This is a genomic window from Roseobacter litoralis Och 149 (assembly GCF_000154785.2).
Lineage (GTDB): Bacteria > Pseudomonadota > Alphaproteobacteria > Rhodobacterales > Rhodobacteraceae > Roseobacter > Roseobacter litoralis.
In genome coordinates, this window is sequence record NC_015730.1 from 2696657 (window position 1) to 2714391 (window position 17735).

Consider the following 17735-nt stretch of genomic DNA (forward strand, 5'->3'; position numbering starts at 1 on the left):
GTTATTGGTAGTCGCGCAGCAAACGTTCGGCGGCGGCTTGTGCCTCGGCCAAGGCGGCCACTGGTTCTTTCGCGCCGGTCAATGCGGACTGGATCGCGTTGTTCAGACCATCGCGCACGCGCGCCGTCTCGAAGGTCGAGAACTCGGCCACGGCGTTTTCCAGTTGGTTGCGTGCAACCAGTGCAGGCGGGAATTCTTCTGTGTAGGCCTTGAGCGCCTCGGTCTCATAGGCGGCTGGCGACACACCCATATACCCTGTGCCGATGGACCATGCCGCCGCCTGCTCTGGTGCCGTCATGAACTGCATCAGCTTGAGGGCCGCCGCGCGCTCTTCGTCTGTTGTGTCCTTGAACAGGTAGAAGTTGCCGCCCCCCGTGGGGGACCCTTTGCGCACATTCGCGGGCAATTCGGCCACACCGAAATCAAAGCTCGCGCCATTTTTCACCGCCGTCAGGTTACCGGTTGAGTGCCACATCATTGCTGTCTGACCCTCAAGGAAGGCCTGTCGCAATGTGCCCCATTCGACAGTGCCCGTTGGCATGATCCCATGCTCGGCAGAGAGCGACTTCCAGAACTCCAGCGTTTCCACAACGGTCGGGTCGTCGAAATAGGTGGTCAGACCATCGCCCGACATCACCTCTTTGCCGTTCTGGATCGCGAGGGCCTGAAACATCCAATAAGGATAGCCGGTGGACGGGATCATCAAACCGTAGGTGTCGTCATTCGTCAGGGCCTTGCCCATCTCGATCATCTCGTCCCAGGTGGTGGGTGGTGCTTCGGGATCAAGGCCCGCAGCACGGAACAAATCCTTGTTGTAATAGGCCACGATGGTGGATCGCTGGAACGGGATGCCCCACGTCTGTCCTTCGATTTTGCCATTGGCCATCAGTGCCGGATAAAAACTGTTCAGCCATGCCTGATCCGCCTCGGTGGTAGCGACCTCTTCGAACGGGATGATGAGTTCCTGCTCGATCAGGTCATAGGCGTCGATGGAAAACATCACCGCAAGCTGCGCAGGCTCGCCGGATGCAAGAGCGGACAAGGCGCGCACACGCGTGTCATCATAATTGCCCGAATAGATCGCATTAACCTTGATGTCCGGGTTTGCAGCCTCAAAATCCGCAACGATTCCGTCCACCACTTCGGTCAACGCTCCGCCGACCGCAATCGGGTAATACATCGTCAGTTCAGTCTCGGCCGTTGCTGGCACGGCAAGCCCCGCCGCCATGGCCGTGGCCAATCCCAGCCCTGTTGTCGAAAAGTGTCTCATTGTTCTCTCCCTTGATTTCACTGGTGAATTTCGCCGTCCGGCAGGCATTACCCCGTCAGTCGATGGCCTGCCGCGTTAAAAACGTGCAGGTTTTGGTCGTCAAACGTAATGTCGATTTCATGGCCCTCCGCCATCATCGAAAGGCCGGGCTTCAGCACGCATAAGCCCGAGGCATCCGCATGATCCAGACCGATCAGGGTCTCTGCCCCCAAAAATTCGCTTTCACTGACCCTGCATTGCATCCGGCCTTGCCCTTTTGGCACGATCTGGATGTTTTCGGCCCTGATCCCAATGGTCTTATCCGCGCCAAAACCGCTGAAAACATGCGACGCAATCAGGGCCATGGGGGGGGCGCCGACAAATTCCGCGACAAAGGTGTTCTTTGGTCTGCCATAGAGGTCTTCGGGCGTGCCGACCTGCTGGATATGGCCATCCTTCATCAGGACGACGGTGTCCGCCATGCTCATCGCTTCGGTCTGATCGTGGGTAACGTATACAACCGTGATGCCCAGATCACGCTGCAGTTTCTTGATGTCCTTGCGCACCGCATTGCGCAGCTTTGCATCAAGGTTCGACAGAGGTTCATCCATCAGACACAGCCGTTGCCCCGCCACAATCGCGCGCGCCAAGGCGACGCGCTGGCGCTGGCCGCCGGATAATTCGCCCGGTTTGCGGTCCTCCAGCCCAAGCAACCCGGTGATTTCCAGCGCGCGGTACAGTTTCTCTTGCCGCTCTTTCTTGGGCACGCGCCGCACCTTCAGACCGAAAACCACATTCTCAGCCACCGACAGATGCGGAAACAACGCATAAGACTGAAAGACCATCGACAGGTTCCGGTCAGACGCAGCACTGGTCGTGACGTCCCGGCCGTCAATCCAGATCTTGCCCTCATCAGGCAATTCCAGCCCGGCCAGCAAGCGCAGCGTCGTCGACTTACCACACCCCGACGGCCCCAGCAGCGCGGTAAAGCTGCCCTGAGCGATATCAAGGCTGATCCCTTCGACGCCAAGCTGACCGTTCCAGCGTTTTGCCACGCCATCGAGTTTCACAAACGGTGATGCCATCATGTCCCATGCCCTCCCGCCACAAGCAGCTTGTCATTGATCCGGGTCAGCAGCGGCGCAAATGCATCGCCCGGCCGACGATCCGTGATGATCTGATCCATGTCTGCGATATTATCGCCCAACGCCGGTGCTTGCCGCCCGAATTTCAGCCAATCGACGACCAGCAAGGCCTGTTGCGCATTTTCCCGAATGACTTGCCGCGCGCGCACTTCGGTCGGGAAAAAGTCGAGCAGCCCGCCATCCTCCGCAACACCAGCCACGCCGAACACCGCATATTCAGCCCTGAAGCGCCCGAAGAAATCCAGCACCTCATTGCCCAAGATATCCCGATCAGGCAGGCGCATTTCCCCGCCGGGTATCAGGATACGGTTGGACACTTCTTCGCTTAGCGCCATGGCAGCGCTGAGGTTATTGGTAATGACCGTCAGCCCTTTGCGCCGTCGCAGGGATTGCGCAACGCGCAAGGGCGTCGAACCGATGGAAATGAAGACGGTTGAATCGTCCGGGATCAGATCCGCCGCGGCCTCGCCAATCATCTGCTTGCCGGGGTTATTTGTCTCTGTGCGCTGATCAAACGGTGTATTCAGGAACTCGCGGCTCAGCTCAATCCGACCATGTCGCCGGTGCAGCATTTCACCTTCGCACAGCGCATCCACATCGCGGCGGATCGTTTGCATGGAAACGTCAAACCGCTCAGCCAGAGACCCGACAGCCACCGCGCCCCGTTCCAGAACAAGCTCAGAGATCGCCGCCCGCCGTTTGCGCTTCTTCGATGACATCCTGCCTCCCCAAGCTGGCTTCCTGATGACGTTAGAACAACAAAAGCAACAAAACAACATTTATGATATAAGGAATTGTGAAGTTTTTCTGACAAACTCCCCTCCTTGTAGTGCTCCGCCCCTACAGCCATGTAGAATATGTTGCTTTGTTGCTTTTTAGCCTTACCCAACCCCTCGCCGTTGGATCGGTTAAAGCGTCGCCCCGAATGGCACGATCGGCGCAACGGCTTCGAGGAATTCTGGCGTGCCGCAAGCGAAACGTATTTTGGCATTGAGCTCGATTGCGCTCCAATCCACTGTGCTGACGATGCCGATCTGCTCAAGGATGGGGAGTGCTGCCATCAGATCCCACGTGGATTCGCCCGTGCCAAGGTATCCATCGACCTGACCCAGCGCGACCTCGATCAGGGAAATCGTCGCCGAACCGCAGCAACGAAACGACATGCGGGCATCCTCCAGTACAAACTGCAGCGTATGTAGACGCTGCGCCACCGGAATGACGGGATGGAACCCGACGCCGCAGGCCGCCCGATTTTCATCCAGCCCCGCGCGCGCCGCCATTGGCACCCCGTTCAGCGTGGCGGGCACACCGTCGCCCCCCACAAGGGTCTGGTCGCGCACCGGCGCATGGATCACACCAAAGCTGGGCCGCCCACCCTGATACAATCCGATCGAGATCGCCCATTGGTCGCCCCCGCGCACAAAATTGAACGTGCCATCAATCGGATCAATCACCCACGTGCGCCCGCTCGTTCCCTGGTGGGCAGCACCCTCTTCGCCGAAAACGCCATCATCGGGGAAATCGCGGATCAGGCGCTTGGTGATAAATGCCTCCACCTCCTGATCGGCGGCTGTGACCAAATCAAGATGCCCCTTGGATTCGACAGATACCGTTGCCAGTGTCCGGAAATGAGAGAGCGCTAACGCCCCTGCATCCCGCGCCAGGCGTTCGATCTTGCTCGCTTCGTCGTCGGATACGGTCAGGGTCACAGTTCTACATACCTTGTGTGAATGGACACCGATGTTGGGCCGGTCATCCGGTGAATGAAATAGGCATAGGGTTCGCGCACGATCCCCGGCTCCGTGGTGTCCGTGCCAAGCGCCAGTTCATGCTGGAACGCGGGGCCACCGCTGACCGCACAAAATGCGCCATGCCACAGGGTTTGAAACGGTCGGTGAATGTGCCCCGCCAAAATCCGCAGCGGCCCGACATAGGCGGCGATCAACTGCTCGAAGCCATCGCGCCCTTCCTGCAGCGTCATCGCATCCAGCGCCGCCATCTGCGAGGGAAACGCAGGGTGATGCATCAGGATCAGCGTCAGCCCATCGTGACGCTCACCAAGCCGCGCCGCGAACCAGTCGAGTTGCGCGCTGTCAAGCCGCCCGGCCACATGCCCGTCCCACAGGGTATCCAGCGCGAGGATGCGGATTTCCCCCACCCGCGCCTGATAGTTCAGAAACGGCCCCGCCCCGAACAGCAAGGTATCGCCAAAAGCTGCGCGCAGGCCGGGGCGCGCATCGTGATTGCCGGGCACGACGAAAACCGGCACGTCAATCGGCGACAGGATATCCTGCAACAGCGCGTAATCCTCTGCCGACCCACCGTCCGTCAGATCGCCGGTGAACATCACCGCGTCAATCCGGGGCGCGAAACCAGCGACATCGGCCACCACCTTGCGCGCCGCATCCGCCGCATCCGCGCGCACCACAGAGGTTTCCGGCGCCTTGGCGAAAACGTGGAAATCAGAGATATGGGCGATCAGCATTCTGCGCTCCGGCTCATTTGATGCCTGCGCGCATGAAGTTCGCGACAAACTGGCGCTGAAACAGGATGAACGCGATGATCAGCGGCGCGGTCGTCATCAGCGTCGCGGCATTGACCAGCGACCATTCCACACCGCTGTCGACCGTGGCGAAAACGCTCAGGCCCACCGTTAGCGGACGCACTTCGGGGGAGTTGGTGACGATCAGTGGCCACAGGAAATTATTCCAGTGAAAGCTGACAGAGACCAGCGAATAGGCCAGATAAACCGGCCACGCGAGGGGTACATAGATGTTCCACAGGATGCGCCATGCACTTGCGCCTTCGATCTGGGCCGCTTCATCCAGTGACTTGGGCACGGTCATAAAGGTCTGGCGCAACAGGAAAATACCAAAGGCCGATGTCAGGTAAGGCAGCGCTATGCCGATGATCGTATCCGTAAGGCCCACGCGCGACAGGATCAGATAGTTTTCCACGATCAGAATTTCGGGCGAGATCAACAACTGCACCATGATGAGCGCAAACAAAATCCCGGCCCAACGGAAGCGGTAGCGCACAAAGGCATAGGCGACGAGCGTGCACAGGATCAGGTTTGCGACCAGAACGATGGTGATCAGGATCAGGGTGTTGGCGAAATACATCGCAAAGGGCGCCGCATGCCAAGCCTCAATGAAATTGACAATTGTCCAGGGCGCGTCCCATTGGAAATTGGCCGCATAGCGTTCGTCGTGAAAGGCCGTCCAGACCGAATAGATGAATGGCAGACCCCAAAGGGCGGCCGCGACAGATGTCAGCGTGCCCAGCAGAATTTTATTCAGACCCCGGTTCATTGGTAATGCGCCTTTCGGTTCAGCACCCAGAACTGGATGATCGCAAGAAAGCCCAGCAGCACCACCATCAGAACAGTCAGCGTCGCGCCATAAGCGAAATCGCGTTGCCGGAAGGTGACCTCGTAGATGTAGTAGAGCAGCAGCGCGCTGGAATTATTCGGCCCGCCTTCGGTCATCACAACCACATGGTCAACCAGCCGGAAGGCGTTGATCAGCGCGTTGACCGCCACGAAAATCGTCGTCGGGCGCAGGAGCGGCAGCACCACGTCGATGAACACGCGCACGCGGCCTGCCCCTTCGAGTTTTGCCGCATCCTTGAGGTTGGTCGGGACGGATTGAAGGGCCGCGAGGTAAAAGATCATGAACAACCCCGCCTCCTTCCAGATGGCGACGAACATCATCGAGCCCAGCGCGGTTTCCGTCTGCCCCAAAAAGTTTATCGACGCCAGGCCGAACAGCCCAAGTATCTGCGAGGCAAGCCCGATGCCCGGCGCATAGAAAAACAGCCAGATATTGGCGACCGCGATCATCGGGAGCATCGTGGGCAAAAAGAATGACAGCCGCATGAAGGCCGTCCCCGGCAGCCGTGAATTCACCAAAAGCGCCATGCCAATCGCCAACCCGATGGCCAAGGGCACTGTGCCGACCGCGTAAATCGTGCTGTTGATCAACACCTGCATCAGGCGGTCGTCTTCGAGCATCGCCTGATAATTGTCGGCCCCGACAAAGCGCGAAGGGCGGCGCGAACTTGCGTTATTCCAGAACGAATTTATCAGCGCCATGATGGCCGGATAATGGGTGAACGCCACCAAAATAGCACAAGGGATCACCAGCATGATAATGGCTGGCCCTGTGGTCAGTTTTTTACTCATGTGACTTTACCTTGATGCCGGATGATTGCGCGCGCGCCCCGCGCCAATGACACGCGGGGCGCACGCAATGGCTTAGTTATATTCGCCAAGCACGTCATCCGCGCCTTCTTGCGCCTTCTTCAGTGCTTCGGCGGGTTCAGCGTTGCCAGTGACGACGCTTTCGATGGCATCCACCAGATATTGCGTGACCTTTGCGCGCTGGAAGGTGGCGAACTCACGCTCGGCATAGGGCAGTTGTTCAAGGGCGACCAGCGCCTGCGGCAAACGCTCAACGTAGGCTTTCATCTCAGGCGTCTCCCATGTGTCAGGGCGCGGTGCGACATACCCTGTTGCAATGCTCCACTTGGCAGCACTGGCGGGGGAGGACATGAATTTGATGAAATCAAGCGCGGCTGCGCGTTCCTCATCTGTGGTGTCCTGGAAGATATAGAAGTTACCGCCGCCAATGGGCGCGCCCGGCCCGTCACCACCGGGCAGGAACCCGACGCCCCAATCAAATTCGGCGTTTTCCTCGATGAAGGCGAGGTTCCCTGTCGAGGTCCAGATCGATGCCGTCTGCCCTTCGAGGAAAGCCTTGGGCGTGTCGCCCCAGCTGATGCCGCCGGGGGCCATCACGCCCTCATTGGCCAGATCCAGCAAAAACTCAAGCGAGGCGACGGTCGCGGGCGTATCCATGCGCGCCTCGGTCCCGGTATCGGTTGTCAGAACATCGCCTTTGGACACAACCAGACCACCAAAGAGCCACGCGCCACCAAGGCCCAGCGTCGGAATGCGCGTGCCCCATTGGGTGACGTTGCCATTGTCGTCCTTGACGGTCAGCTTCTTGCCGACCTCAATCATTTCGTCCCATGTGGTGGGCGGCGCTTCCGGGTCGAGGCCCGCCGCACGAAACGCGTCCTTGTTATAGTAGAACACCGGGGTCGAGCGCTGGAAAGGAATGGCATAGGTTTTCCCCTCAAACTGCGAATCCTTCATGAAACTGGGGTAAAACCCGTCGATCCATGCCTTGTCTTCATCGGATGTGGCGATATCCGAGATCGGCAAAATGACGTCTTCCTCGACCAACGTGAACAGATCAATCGACAACAGAACCGCCACTTGCGGTGGGTCACCGGCATTTGCAGCCGTCAGGGCCTTGGTTGTCGTTTCCTCATAGTTGCCGGCATAGATGGCTTTGACCGTGTGCTGCGGGTTCATCGCGGCCCATTCATCGGTCAACTCCTGAATTGTGGCCACAGCCGGGGCGTTGACCCCAACCGGAAAATAGAATTCAAGGTCGGCAGCACTCAGGGCCGTGGCCCCCATCAATGCGGCGATGCCAAATGGGATCGCTGTCTTTGTTTTAAAGGTCATTTTTCGTTCTCCTCCTGCAAGTATTAAACGGCACGTGGTACACCGTTGCGTTATGGGTCAGGCGCAATGCGCTGGCCGGTCGATTTCGAAAACAAATGGGTTTCGGCGCTGGTCCAGCCCACGGTGATTTCATCGCCCTGGGCAGGCACGTCCTGCCCCGCATAGGACAGGATGAAGGGCGATCCGGAGGGCGACATCAGGTGCACGAGAAACACGCTGCCCTCATATTCGACGCTCGCCACATGGCAGGTCACGGACAATGCCATCCCCTGCCCCGGCACGGTCATGGCTTCGGGGCGCACACCGATCAAAACATCCGCCACATCCAGACCCGCCCCGATATCGCCGTTGAGTGCAACGTCAGATGCAGGCAGCAGGTTCATCGGCGGTGTTCCGATGAACCCGGCGGCAAAGACTGTCGCGGGCGCGTCGTATAGCTCTTTGGGGGTGCCGATCTGTTCGGCCCGCCCCGCGTTCATCAAGACCACCGTATCCGACATCGACAAAGCTTCGCTTTGATCGTGGGTGACATAGACGATGGTGATGCCCAGCTTTTTGTTCAGCGCCCTGATTTCGCTGCGAATTTCCACCCGCAACTTGGCATCCAGATTCGAGAGCGGCTCATCCATCAGGACCAACGGACGCTCAGACACCAAGACCCGCGCCAAGGCGACACGCTGTTGCTGCCCGCCCGAAAGCTGCGCAGGTTTACGCTCCAGCAGCGGCCCAAGCGCCATCAGATCAGCGACCCGTGCGACCGACGCGATACGCGTGGCTTTGGCCACTTTACGCACCTTGAGACCGTAGGCGATATTGTCGCGCACGGTCATATGCGGAAACAGTGCGTAGTTTTGAAACACCATCCCGATGTTGCGCTGATCGGCGGGCTGTTGGGTGACCTCCTTGCCCTCGATCAGGATATTGCCGTCACTGACCTCATCAAGGCCCGAGATCAGCCGCAAGGCCGTGCTTTTGCCACAGCCCGACGGCCCCAGCAGCGTCAGGAACCCACCCGGCGCAATATTGAAATCGACGCCCCTCAAAACCTCTGTCTGACCCCAGGTTTTGCGCAGGTTTTGTACATCAAGCGAGACGCCGGTTTGTGTCATACCAAGACAAGCTCCAGATCGGCGTCTTTGACATCGGCGATCGTGCCTGAATCAAGTTCGCGGTTGGTAATGATGCCCGTTATCTGATCGAAACATGACGTGCGCATGAAGGCATTGGGTTTGAACTTGCTGGCATCCGCGATCACAAAGCAGCGGCGAGTATTGAGGATGACCTCTTTTTGAACCTGCGCGTAAACTTCGCTGGCGACGCTGATGGACCGTTTGGGAACATCCACCGCCGAGCAGCACAAAAAGGCGATATCAAACGACAAGGACCGCAAGGCCGATATCGCCAAGGTTCCCGCGAATGAATCGTTCACCGGCTCGTAGGAGCCTCCGATCATGTAGAAATTCACGATCCCCTGCGCTTGCAACTGATTGGCCACGCCCAGCGAAGTCGTGACATAGGTACAGCGTGATTTTTTATGGGCATGGGCCGCCACGGCATGCGCAGTTGTGCCTGCATCCAGAAACACCACCTCATCGTCAGAGAGCATTTCGATTGCAGCCTCGCCGATCCGTCGCTTTTCTGCCGCGCCGACAGCTTTGCGCTCTTCATTCGGCAGATCGACCCGGACGTTGGCGTTCATCAAAACGCCGCCATGTGTCCGCACAACAATGCCTTCATCGTCCAGCGTCTTGAGATCCCGTCGAATTGTTGCCTCTGATACACCGAATTGCAGACCAAGATCACGAATGCCCATGGCGCCACGCGCTCTGACCAACTCCGCAATTTTGCGCCGTCGCACGGCTGCGAGATCAAAATTTTCTGACATCTACCCCCCAGCAGACCGGCGCTCGCACCAAGGCTAACGCTCACATCCAATCACATATGGACATAAATGTGCATAACTGATCACAACACGCCGGGCAACACATTTCTTGATGACGCCTTAGCTGACCCGCGCCCTGCGGATTACCCGCAGGCCGGCCAACAAAGACGTCCTCGCACTAGCCCTACGCTGGGCAAACGACTTTTTTTGCTAAAAACGCGCTGTCAGATACCGCCGGAGGTCTCGAAGAGCTGCACTTTCAATTCAAGCCAAGCCTCTGCATGGCAGTGCTCGATGGCTTGTAAATTTGCGTGCGTCGCGCTTTGCCCCAGAACCGCGGCTGATCCGCTGAGTTTGTGCGCTTTAGTGCGAGCTTCGTCCGTCAAATCGGCCAAGCCTTCAAGCTCTGCATGCAATTCATCCAGCTCGGCTCTGAATGATTTCAGGGCCTCTTGATACTTGACCGCGCCAAACTGCGCCTTGAAATCCGCACCGTTGGTTTCCGACGCCGAAATAGGAGCGTTGCCTTGATCCCGGGTCAACACTGACGCCAGTTTGGCCTGAATTTCTCTTGGGTGAACGGGCTTTACCAAAAGGTCAAGAAATGACGCCTGCATGATCGCGTGGTGATCTTTGGGCGCGGCATGGGCCGTTACCGCGATGGCGGGCAGATTGCGCCAGTCCACCTTGAGTTGACGTATGCGGTTCAGGGTTTCGATCCCGTCTATCCCCGGCATGCTGATGTCCAGAAAGACAATATCAAAAGGTTTTTCCGATATGAGGTTTATCGCCTCAATCCCGTCGGCGGCCTCTTCCACGCACAGCCCGGCTTCCTGCAGCATTTCACAAAGGATCATCCTGTTGATTTCGTTGTCATCCACAACGAGGGCGCGATGTTCCTGCGATAGGTTTCTTTGCGTTTTAACCGAGTGTTGTGTCCCTGTGCGGGTCTCAAACGGTACGGCGGGCAATGGGATGCGCAAGGTAAACAAGCTGCCCTCGCCCAGCAGGCTGTCCGCTTCGATTGTGCCCCCCATGATCTCGACGAGGCGTTTGGTAATAGCAAGGCCCAGCCCGGTACCCGCGTTCTGACGAGAGTAGGCCGTGTCGATGGTTACAAACTCGTCAAATATCCGGTCCATGTTTTCCGGTGCAATACCAACGCCAGTGTCCGAAACGCGAATTTCCACAAGATCGCCGCCGTTCAACCGCTCAGCCTCTGCCGAGATTTCACCGCTCGCCGTGAACTTGATGGCGTTGCCGAGAAGATTAACCAGACACTGTTGCAGCGAACGTTTGGCACCGGTGACGCTTGCCAGACCCTCCGACAGACAGGTGAACGACAAGCTGTTGCCCCGCGCCTCGGCATTGGCCATGAGGCTGTCTGTCACTTGCCGCAACAAGTCCGTGATGTCGAAGATCACCTTTTCTCGGGGCGATGTCTCTTTTTCAAGGCTGGACAGATCAAGCACATCATTGACGTGTGACAATAACAATTCACCAGACACGGAAATCGAATTCAAGAGCCGCTTGTGACGGTCATCAAAGCTGTCCTTGTCAAGCAAAGCGAGAGATCCCAGAATGCCATTGAGCGGCGTTCGCATCTCGTGACTCATGACGGTTAAAAGGTTGGACTTGGCCCTTTCGCCCTCCTGTGCTTTGTCTCGGGCGGCGCGCAATTGCGCCTCTGCCTCCAACTCCCCGGTAATGTCGCGCAGAAAGGATACGAATACCCGCTCTCCGTTTACTTCGGAAAGCGAGATAGACAGTTCAACCGGAAAAACCGCGCCGGATTTTCGCAACGCTTCCAATCGGACGCGACCTGCGCCGACGATCTTTTGGTGACCTGTCTCAAGAAAACGCGCCATCCCCTTGCGGTGCATGTCGCGCATGTGTTGCGGTACGATCATCTCGGCCATATCACCGCCCAAGGCTTCGGCACGCGTGTAGCCAAAAACTGTTTCCGCCGCACCGTTGAAGTCTATGATCGAGCCGTCTGTGTCCACAACCAGTACAGCATCAAGTGACGAGGCAATCGCGGCTTCAAAGCGGGATCGCAAAACCTCGCTCTCGTGCGCAACTTGCTGTCCCTTGCGGTGCAACTTGAGCAGCGTTGCAAGCGCAAACAAAAGAAACACGATCAATCCAAAGATTGAAGCCGCCAGTTTCACAAGCGTCTGCGAGAATGCCGCACGTCGCTCTGCATCTTCCCTCGCGAAAACCTGTATGCCCGCCAACGACAGGTCCCTGACCTGAGGCCGCAATTCCTCTACCCGGCGCTGGATATCGGGAAGCGCGGCACGCAGGCCCGCATCAGGGCCGTCAACAATCGGCGTTATGCTGTTGATAAAGTCGGTGATCGCTGCCAACCCGATCTGCGCATCCGGGTCCTTTTTTATAACCTTGTAAAATGCGCTTTGCGTCAGCGTTCTGACACGGCTGTAATAGATGTCATACCGCTTGCGAAAACTGGAAAGGTCGCTGTCATGGCCATGAACCGCGTCATGGGTCGCACTGTCGAGATTGAGCGTCTCAATCTCAAGCTGTGACATGTTCCAACTGATGTCGTCATGGCGCGCCGTGGACAGGGCATCAAGATCGCCCACGACAGTGCGTCCCAGGTAGGTGATGAAGGTAACACCAACGACCAGAAAACACGCAAAGAATATGACGGAAATCCGACCCATCACAGGCGGCTGAAAACGGTTAGCTGTGACATCGTCAGTCTACTTTTCTGTGATGACCTCAATCCGGTCGAGTTGCCAGATACTACGTGAATAATACTCTTCAGACTTATAAATTTCGTTACCATCAAACGGATATATGATCCACAAGGGGCCTTTATTTCGGATCGACATTTCCGATCCATTTTGCGCATAGGCCACCACCGCCCCCCCCGCGACTGCATCAGCCATGGGAATAGACACAGCATAGTCATTCAGCGCGACAGCCCGGATTGAACTTCCCGTCGCGCCCACATGCGCCAACAGATCGACCAGAGAGACACCTTCAAAGGTCTGAGTGCCGGTCGTCCAGATTGTCGTTGTTTCGATACGGGCAGCGGGCAACTGCCTGAGAGATGCCATGTCGAAAGTCCACGCCTCCCCTTCGGCTGGCTGTGCAACCGCACCGGTGACGGTCAGAATCGTCTCATCCGCCAAAACCGGCGCGGCAAGTGACATAAAGAAAATGAGCGCCGCGTGGCGAAAAGGGGCAAACATGATGATTTCTCCTTCGAGGGACAGGTTCGTGCAGTATTCCTATCGCATGATCGCGCTTCACCGATCTTGCGCAGGGGTTCAGCCCGCTATACTTTGGTATAGTTTAAATAAACTAAAGCACGTTAACACCTTGCTGGGCGCTATGCCTTAAGACTTCGAGGTGACATGATGACAGGGGCGGTGCAAAAAGAAATGATCCCGACGCATCGATCCCGCGCGCGTGCGCTATGTGGTGTATACGGTGAAAGAACTTAGCAGGTAACGGTAATGCGGATATTGTTGGCAGATGATCACGGGCTGGTCCGCGACACGATCTCGGCCTATCTGGAGGCGGAAGGGCGCGCGGCTGTAATCGCCGTTGAAGACTATGCCGAAGCGATGAAGGTGCTGAGCAACAAGGGACCCTTCGATCTGGTTCTTCTGGATTTCGGCATGCCCGGCATGAATGGGCTGGACGGTTTGTCCGATGCGATCAAGAAGCATCCCAATCAGCCGTTTGCGATCCTGAGCGGCACCGCCCCGAACCGAATTGCACAACAGGCGGTCGAGCGTGGCGCCATCGGATATCTGCCCAAATCAATGGGCGCAAAATCACTGGTCAATGCGGTGCGGTTTATGATTGCCGGGGAAACATATGTACCGGCCTCCCTTATGGGAGAGAGCGGCGAGACGCCCGAAACCGAGTTTAGCAGGAAACTGAGCCAACGGGAAAGACAGGTGTTGAGCGGGTTGTGCACCGGCAAATCAAACAAGGAAATCGCGCGCGATCTGGATCTGCAGGAAGTCACGATCAAGTTGCATGTGCGCACCTTGTGCAAAAAGCTCGACGCAAAGAACCGCACGCAGGCCGCCATGATTGCGCGCAACGCAGGGTTTGAATAAGCCGCCTTCCTGATGGACGAAACTGTCAAACTGCACCTATCCTTTTGGTCATAGTGCACCTCTTTTTTGTGCGTGACCCATCCCTCCGCATGCGGGTGCTGGCCGTCTTGGATCGCTAGATAACATCTCAATTGAAGTTAAGTGACCAGTGATGGAGTCGACGATGAATACCCCCGAGCGCCCAAAAGGCGGCAGTTCCTTTTTGATTGCAAACTGCGTTTTGTTGCTTTGCACTATCACGGTGGCTTTTGTCGCAAGTCTGTTCGTGATCTCGCAAGCTTCTGCCGTGACGCATGTCCAAGCCCCCGTGCCGCCGCTGGTAAAGCTGGACGATCAGATTGCCCATCTTTTGCACGAGGCAAAGAATGAGCTTGTTGAAAAAGACAAGGCCCTCGAAGCGCTGCGCGATGAGCTCAACAATGGGTATGTCGTTGCAAAAGACATCGACGTCACCGAAAGCGATCAAGCCTATTGGTTGTCAGAGCCAAAGTTGATGTTGGGCGTGAACCGTCTTTCGGGCGGCAGTCTCCTGATCAGCTTCGCCGATCAGCAGGAGATCATCTCCATCGGTCAGCGCATCGACTTCAAGGTTGACGACTGCGACTGTTTCCTGCTCCTGAAGTCGAGCACCTTTGGCCATGCCAGCTTTCGATATGCCTGTACTCCGGCCACGCAGGAACCGGTCCGCGATGTGCGAAACACATTCATCGACGCAAAGCTGAACTGAACCTTGACCGGTCCTTTAGAGCGTCTGACGAAATACCATAAACATGAAGTGTCACGTAACGCGTTGAAATCTTTGATTTCAGGCAGCGCTACGTGATTCAGCTTTTTCGCATGACGCTTCAGGCTGCGAGCAACGCGCGTTTCAAAAACCAGACCCTGCATGAATGCATCCACTTGCGGTTGGAAAACCTGTGGGCTGTGGATATAGATGCCAAGGGCTGGAAACGGAGCGAAGAGCATGCAGACATTTCATTTAATCCGACACGCGCAATCGATGCATAACGCGTTGCAGCAAGCAGGACAGCCTGATCCGATGGTGCATGACGCCGCGCTGACCGAACTGGGTCTGGAACAGGCGCAGCGGCTGGGGACCGAGATCGCGGAGGCACCGGCCTTTGATCTCGTCGTGGTCACGCCCTTCACCCGCGCCTTGCAAACTGCCTTGCGGGTCTTTGGCCAGAGCACGGCCCCGCGCATGATCCTTGATCTGCACCGCGAATATCTGGAAAACTATTGTGACGTGGGCCGCAGCCCTGCCCACCTTGGCAAGCTCTTTCCGATGTTCGACTTTGCGCACCTGAATGATCCTTGGTGGTATGTGGATCACACCTCGGATGCCGTTTACGAAAAAGAGCCTGCATCGGTTTCAGCTCGGCGGGTGGAGGATTTCAGCGCATGGCTCAAAGCGAGACCGGAACAAACCATTGGTGTCGTCGGCCATGGCACGTTTCTGCATGCTTTGACCGGCCACAGGTTCGACAACGCGGAACGCCTGATCACCAGCCTCTGAACCCGTTCTCAGACCCCAGTGGCGGGCAGCAGTTGAAGCCCCGCCCGGTATGATTCCAATTGACAGTTTTTACCCCAGCTCAATTCCGGCCGCCTCCTGATCCGGCAACAGGGTTTTGACCTCACCCATCGCGAGGTCAAATCTCACTGCGGTTGTCGCGCCGAGGAAGGAAACCGTTGCCACGGTCGCACGAAATCCTTGCCTGGGCAGGCGCAAGATGACGGAGACATCGCCGCCCGGCGTTTGCTGACTGTGCGGAAATCCGGCATCATTGAGCGAGGCATCCGCCCCGCCTCATTAACCCTCAAGCCCGACCCGTTCCATCCACATGGCGCGAAACGATCATCAACAACAGGATTAGGATCAACAGCCCAAAGATCAGCACCGTCGCCAGCGCCGTTAACCCGGCCTCACAACTGCGCGGTAGTTTCAGGAAGGACCCCTACGCAGGATTACCTGTGAGCGTTGTGAACCCTTTGGTGCCCAGAATGATCCGGCTTGCGATGAACACCAGCCCGACCAGCACCAGCAGGACAACACCGTAGACGGAGGCCTCGGGTGGCGAATATCACCCGGTCAATTGGGTGCGTTGGCCCAGCAGCGCCAGCGTAGAGCCCAGCATCGTCGCCCCGGGTGCCACGATCAACGCAACCAGAAGGGTCGAGGGCAAGGCGCCACTGCCCCAGATTATGATCCCGACGGCGCATCCCGGAACCGGCGCATGTATAGGTCGCCATCAGCTTCTTTACGCAGGGCCGCCAATATATAAAGCGCGGCCAATTGATTTACCTTGCCCGCACAGATAGCGTCATATCTCATGCACAATCAGCTGCAGAACGCTGTGCGGGCCGGGCTTTTTCTGGCAGTTCAATCTGAACGAACACGGCGGTTGCCTGGCTCCGACATTCGCAAGTACTGCGGAAAGGAACGACAAATGAAACTGAAAGCACTCTCCCTTGTTTTCGCAGTATGCGCCTCAAGCGCGGCCGCCGACCTGATTGTCATTAACGACCGATACGTGGTTCCCAAAGAGGATGTGCGCGGATATTTCTACCGTGATCGCGACAGTTTGACGGTTTTTGACATCCGCTGGAGCGACTGGTCGACGCAATACAGATGCGCGGATGAATACGACCGCGCCAGCGTGACAGCGGCGTCACTGAACCTTGTCGTGCAGATGAAAGACGCCCTGTCCCTCGACTTCGGAGAGTTTCTGGAAAGCGAAGGATTCACCGATTGCCGGAAGTTTTGACGAGACCGTTAAGGCCGATTTGAAGTGCGGGGATCGTCCTGAAATGAGCGACGAGGATGCCGTTCAGAAGCGGCACTTGATACAGGTTTTCTCTAGCGGGTAAGAGATTTGCAGCCGGTCAAGCGTTTTTACAGCCCGGTTTTCGTTTCATGAAGCCACACGGCAGATGATTACACGGCGCCCAGAATAGCTGCCAGATCATCCTGAGGTTCCTGACGCGCCTCCATGTTGAGGCCCGCCTGAATGTGCGTGAGGTGCGATATCAACAGTTGCTCGGCCAGTTCCGGGTTCTGTGACCGGATCGCCTCGAGGATGTTACTGTGTTCGTCATCCGGGCAACTGACTTTTTCTGATGACCCGAACAGGCCGACGATCAGTGACGTTCTTGTGACGAGCTCGCGCATCATGCGAAACACGAATTTGTTGCCGGTCGCCTCGGCCAGCTTTGTGTGGAATTCACCTGACAACCGAATGATTTCGGTACGCTGTTTTTGCGCGCGGGCCTTGTCCTCCAGAGCGATATGTTGGGTGAGCAGCGTCAGATCAATATTACCGGCGTTTTGTGCCAGTTGACGCACCAAGGGCGGTTCGATCAGCAGCCGGGCCGCGAAAACGTCGTTCGCCTCGGATTTATCCGGACAGGCGACATAGGCCCCTCGATTTGAATGCAGCTCTATAAGGCCCTGACTCGACAGCAGCAAAAGCGCCCGTCGGACCCGCATCCGCCCTACCCCAAAAGTTTCGCACAGGCGCGCTTCGCTCAACTTTGTGTTCGGGGCCAGCCGTTGCTCCATCACCGCTTTGTAGATGCGCTCAACGATGAAATTCTCATCCGTTCCCGACTTAGGGTCTGATGTTGCACCGCTTTTCTGTTGCGGGCTGGAGGACACAGGATCACTTTCGAGACGCATTCTTTTTACCACTTCGGCTGCTCGCCAACGCTTAAACCTTCATCATTGTTAGGCCAAGCATCAGAACTTGTCGACAGATTTGACAAAAGTGTTGACAATTATTGTTAACAATCGTGAAGTGACGCTGCGGCACGCGTGGAG

At 57.1% G+C, this 17735-nt stretch carries 17 protein-coding genes; 4 read left to right on the forward strand and 13 right to left on the reverse strand.

Annotated elements, in window-relative coordinates; translation table 11 throughout:
• Position 1: 1 nt before the first annotated feature.
• The 12 genes from RLO149_RS12785 to RLO149_RS12840 all read right to left on the reverse strand — a co-directional run bounded on the left by RLO149_RS12785 (position 2) and on the right by RLO149_RS12840 (position 13033).
• The gene (locus RLO149_RS12785) at positions 2–1270 is read right to left on the reverse strand and encodes an ABC transporter substrate-binding protein (protein WP_013962512.1); all 1269 of its coding nucleotides are present in this window, start codon (positions 1268–1270) and stop codon (positions 2–4) included.
• 47 nt (positions 1271–1317) lie between these two features.
• Positions 1318–2337, reverse strand: a complete 1020-nt coding sequence (locus RLO149_RS12790; protein WP_013962513.1) for an ABC transporter ATP-binding protein — start codon at positions 2335–2337, stop codon at positions 1318–1320.
• Complete coding sequence (locus tag RLO149_RS12795) at positions 2334–3113, reverse strand: DeoR/GlpR family DNA-binding transcription regulator (protein WP_013962514.1); 780 nt, start codon at positions 3111–3113, stop codon at positions 2334–2336. Before RLO149_RS12795 ends, RLO149_RS12790 begins: the two co-directional genes overlap by 4 nt.
• Before the next feature lie 189 nt (positions 3114–3302).
• Positions 3303–4103 carry an inositol monophosphatase family protein gene (locus RLO149_RS12800; protein WP_013962515.1) on the reverse strand — a complete coding sequence of 267 codons (801 nt, stop codon included), beginning with the start codon at positions 4101–4103 and terminating at the stop codon, positions 3303–3305.
• On the reverse strand, positions 4100–4879 hold the full coding sequence (locus RLO149_RS12805) for a metallophosphoesterase (protein WP_013962516.1): 780 nt from the start codon (positions 4877–4879) through the stop codon (positions 4100–4102). The genes RLO149_RS12800 and RLO149_RS12805 overlap by 4 nt, the downstream gene beginning before the upstream one ends.
• 13 nt (positions 4880–4892) lie before the next feature.
• Positions 4893–5705, reverse strand: a complete 813-nt coding sequence (locus tag RLO149_RS12810; protein WP_013962517.1) for a carbohydrate ABC transporter permease — start codon at positions 5703–5705, stop codon at positions 4893–4895.
• Positions 5702–6577, reverse strand: coding sequence for a carbohydrate ABC transporter permease (locus RLO149_RS12815; protein WP_013962518.1), 876 nt, complete (start codon positions 6575–6577; stop codon positions 5702–5704). Before RLO149_RS12815 ends, RLO149_RS12810 begins: the two co-directional genes overlap by 4 nt.
• Before the next feature lie 72 nt (positions 6578–6649).
• Positions 6650–7930, reverse strand: a complete 1281-nt coding sequence (locus RLO149_RS12820) for an ABC transporter substrate-binding protein (RefSeq protein ID WP_013962519.1) — start codon at positions 7928–7930, stop codon at positions 6650–6652.
• 50 nt (positions 7931–7980) lie between these two features.
• Positions 7981–9039, reverse strand: a complete 1059-nt coding sequence (locus tag RLO149_RS12825; RefSeq protein WP_013962520.1) for an ABC transporter ATP-binding protein — start codon at positions 9037–9039, stop codon at positions 7981–7983.
• Positions 9036–9815 carry a DeoR/GlpR family DNA-binding transcription regulator gene (locus RLO149_RS12830; protein WP_013962521.1) on the reverse strand — a complete coding sequence of 260 codons (780 nt, stop codon included), beginning with the start codon at positions 9813–9815 and terminating at the stop codon, positions 9036–9038. The genes RLO149_RS12825 and RLO149_RS12830 overlap by 4 nt, the downstream gene beginning before the upstream one ends.
• Before the next feature lie 221 nt (positions 9816–10036).
• Positions 10037–12499 carry a PAS domain-containing hybrid sensor histidine kinase/response regulator gene (locus RLO149_RS12835; protein WP_013962522.1) on the reverse strand — a complete coding sequence of 821 codons (2463 nt, stop codon included), beginning with the start codon at positions 12497–12499 and terminating at the stop codon, positions 10037–10039.
• 39 nt (positions 12500–12538) lie between these two features.
• Entirely contained in the window at positions 12539–13033 is a 495-nt protein-coding gene (locus tag RLO149_RS12840; RefSeq protein WP_013962523.1) for a putative pterin-binding protein, read from the reverse strand.
• A 267-nt stretch (positions 13034–13300) separates the two neighbouring features.
• On the opposite strand from RLO149_RS12840, the gene RLO149_RS12845 reads away from it, so the two are divergent.
• From RLO149_RS12845 to RLO149_RS12860, 4 genes are all read left to right on the forward strand, one after another.
• The gene (locus RLO149_RS12845) at positions 13301–13915 is read left to right on the forward strand and encodes a response regulator transcription factor (RefSeq protein WP_013962524.1); all 615 of its coding nucleotides are present in this window, start codon (positions 13301–13303) and stop codon (positions 13913–13915) included.
• A 163-nt stretch (positions 13916–14078) separates the two neighbouring features.
• Positions 14079–14642, forward strand: a complete 564-nt coding sequence (locus tag RLO149_RS12850) for a hypothetical protein (RefSeq protein WP_013962525.1) — start codon at positions 14079–14081, stop codon at positions 14640–14642.
• Between the two features lie 237 nt (positions 14643–14879).
• The gene (locus RLO149_RS12855) at positions 14880–15431 is read left to right on the forward strand and encodes a histidine phosphatase family protein (protein ID WP_013962527.1); all 552 of its coding nucleotides are present in this window, start codon (positions 14880–14882) and stop codon (positions 15429–15431) included.
• A 934-nt stretch (positions 15432–16365) separates the two neighbouring features.
• Entirely contained in the window at positions 16366–16683 is a 318-nt protein-coding gene (locus tag RLO149_RS12860; RefSeq protein ID WP_148264356.1) for a hypothetical protein, read from the forward strand.
• A 170-nt stretch (positions 16684–16853) separates the two neighbouring features.
• Here the strand turns inward: RLO149_RS12860 and RLO149_RS12865 are convergent, their stop codons facing one another.
• Positions 16854–17594: a GntR family transcriptional regulator gene (locus tag RLO149_RS12865; RefSeq protein ID WP_013962530.1), complete on the reverse strand. Its 741-nt coding sequence runs from the start codon at positions 17592–17594 to the stop codon at positions 16854–16856.
• Positions 17595–17735 lie beyond the last annotated feature (141 nt).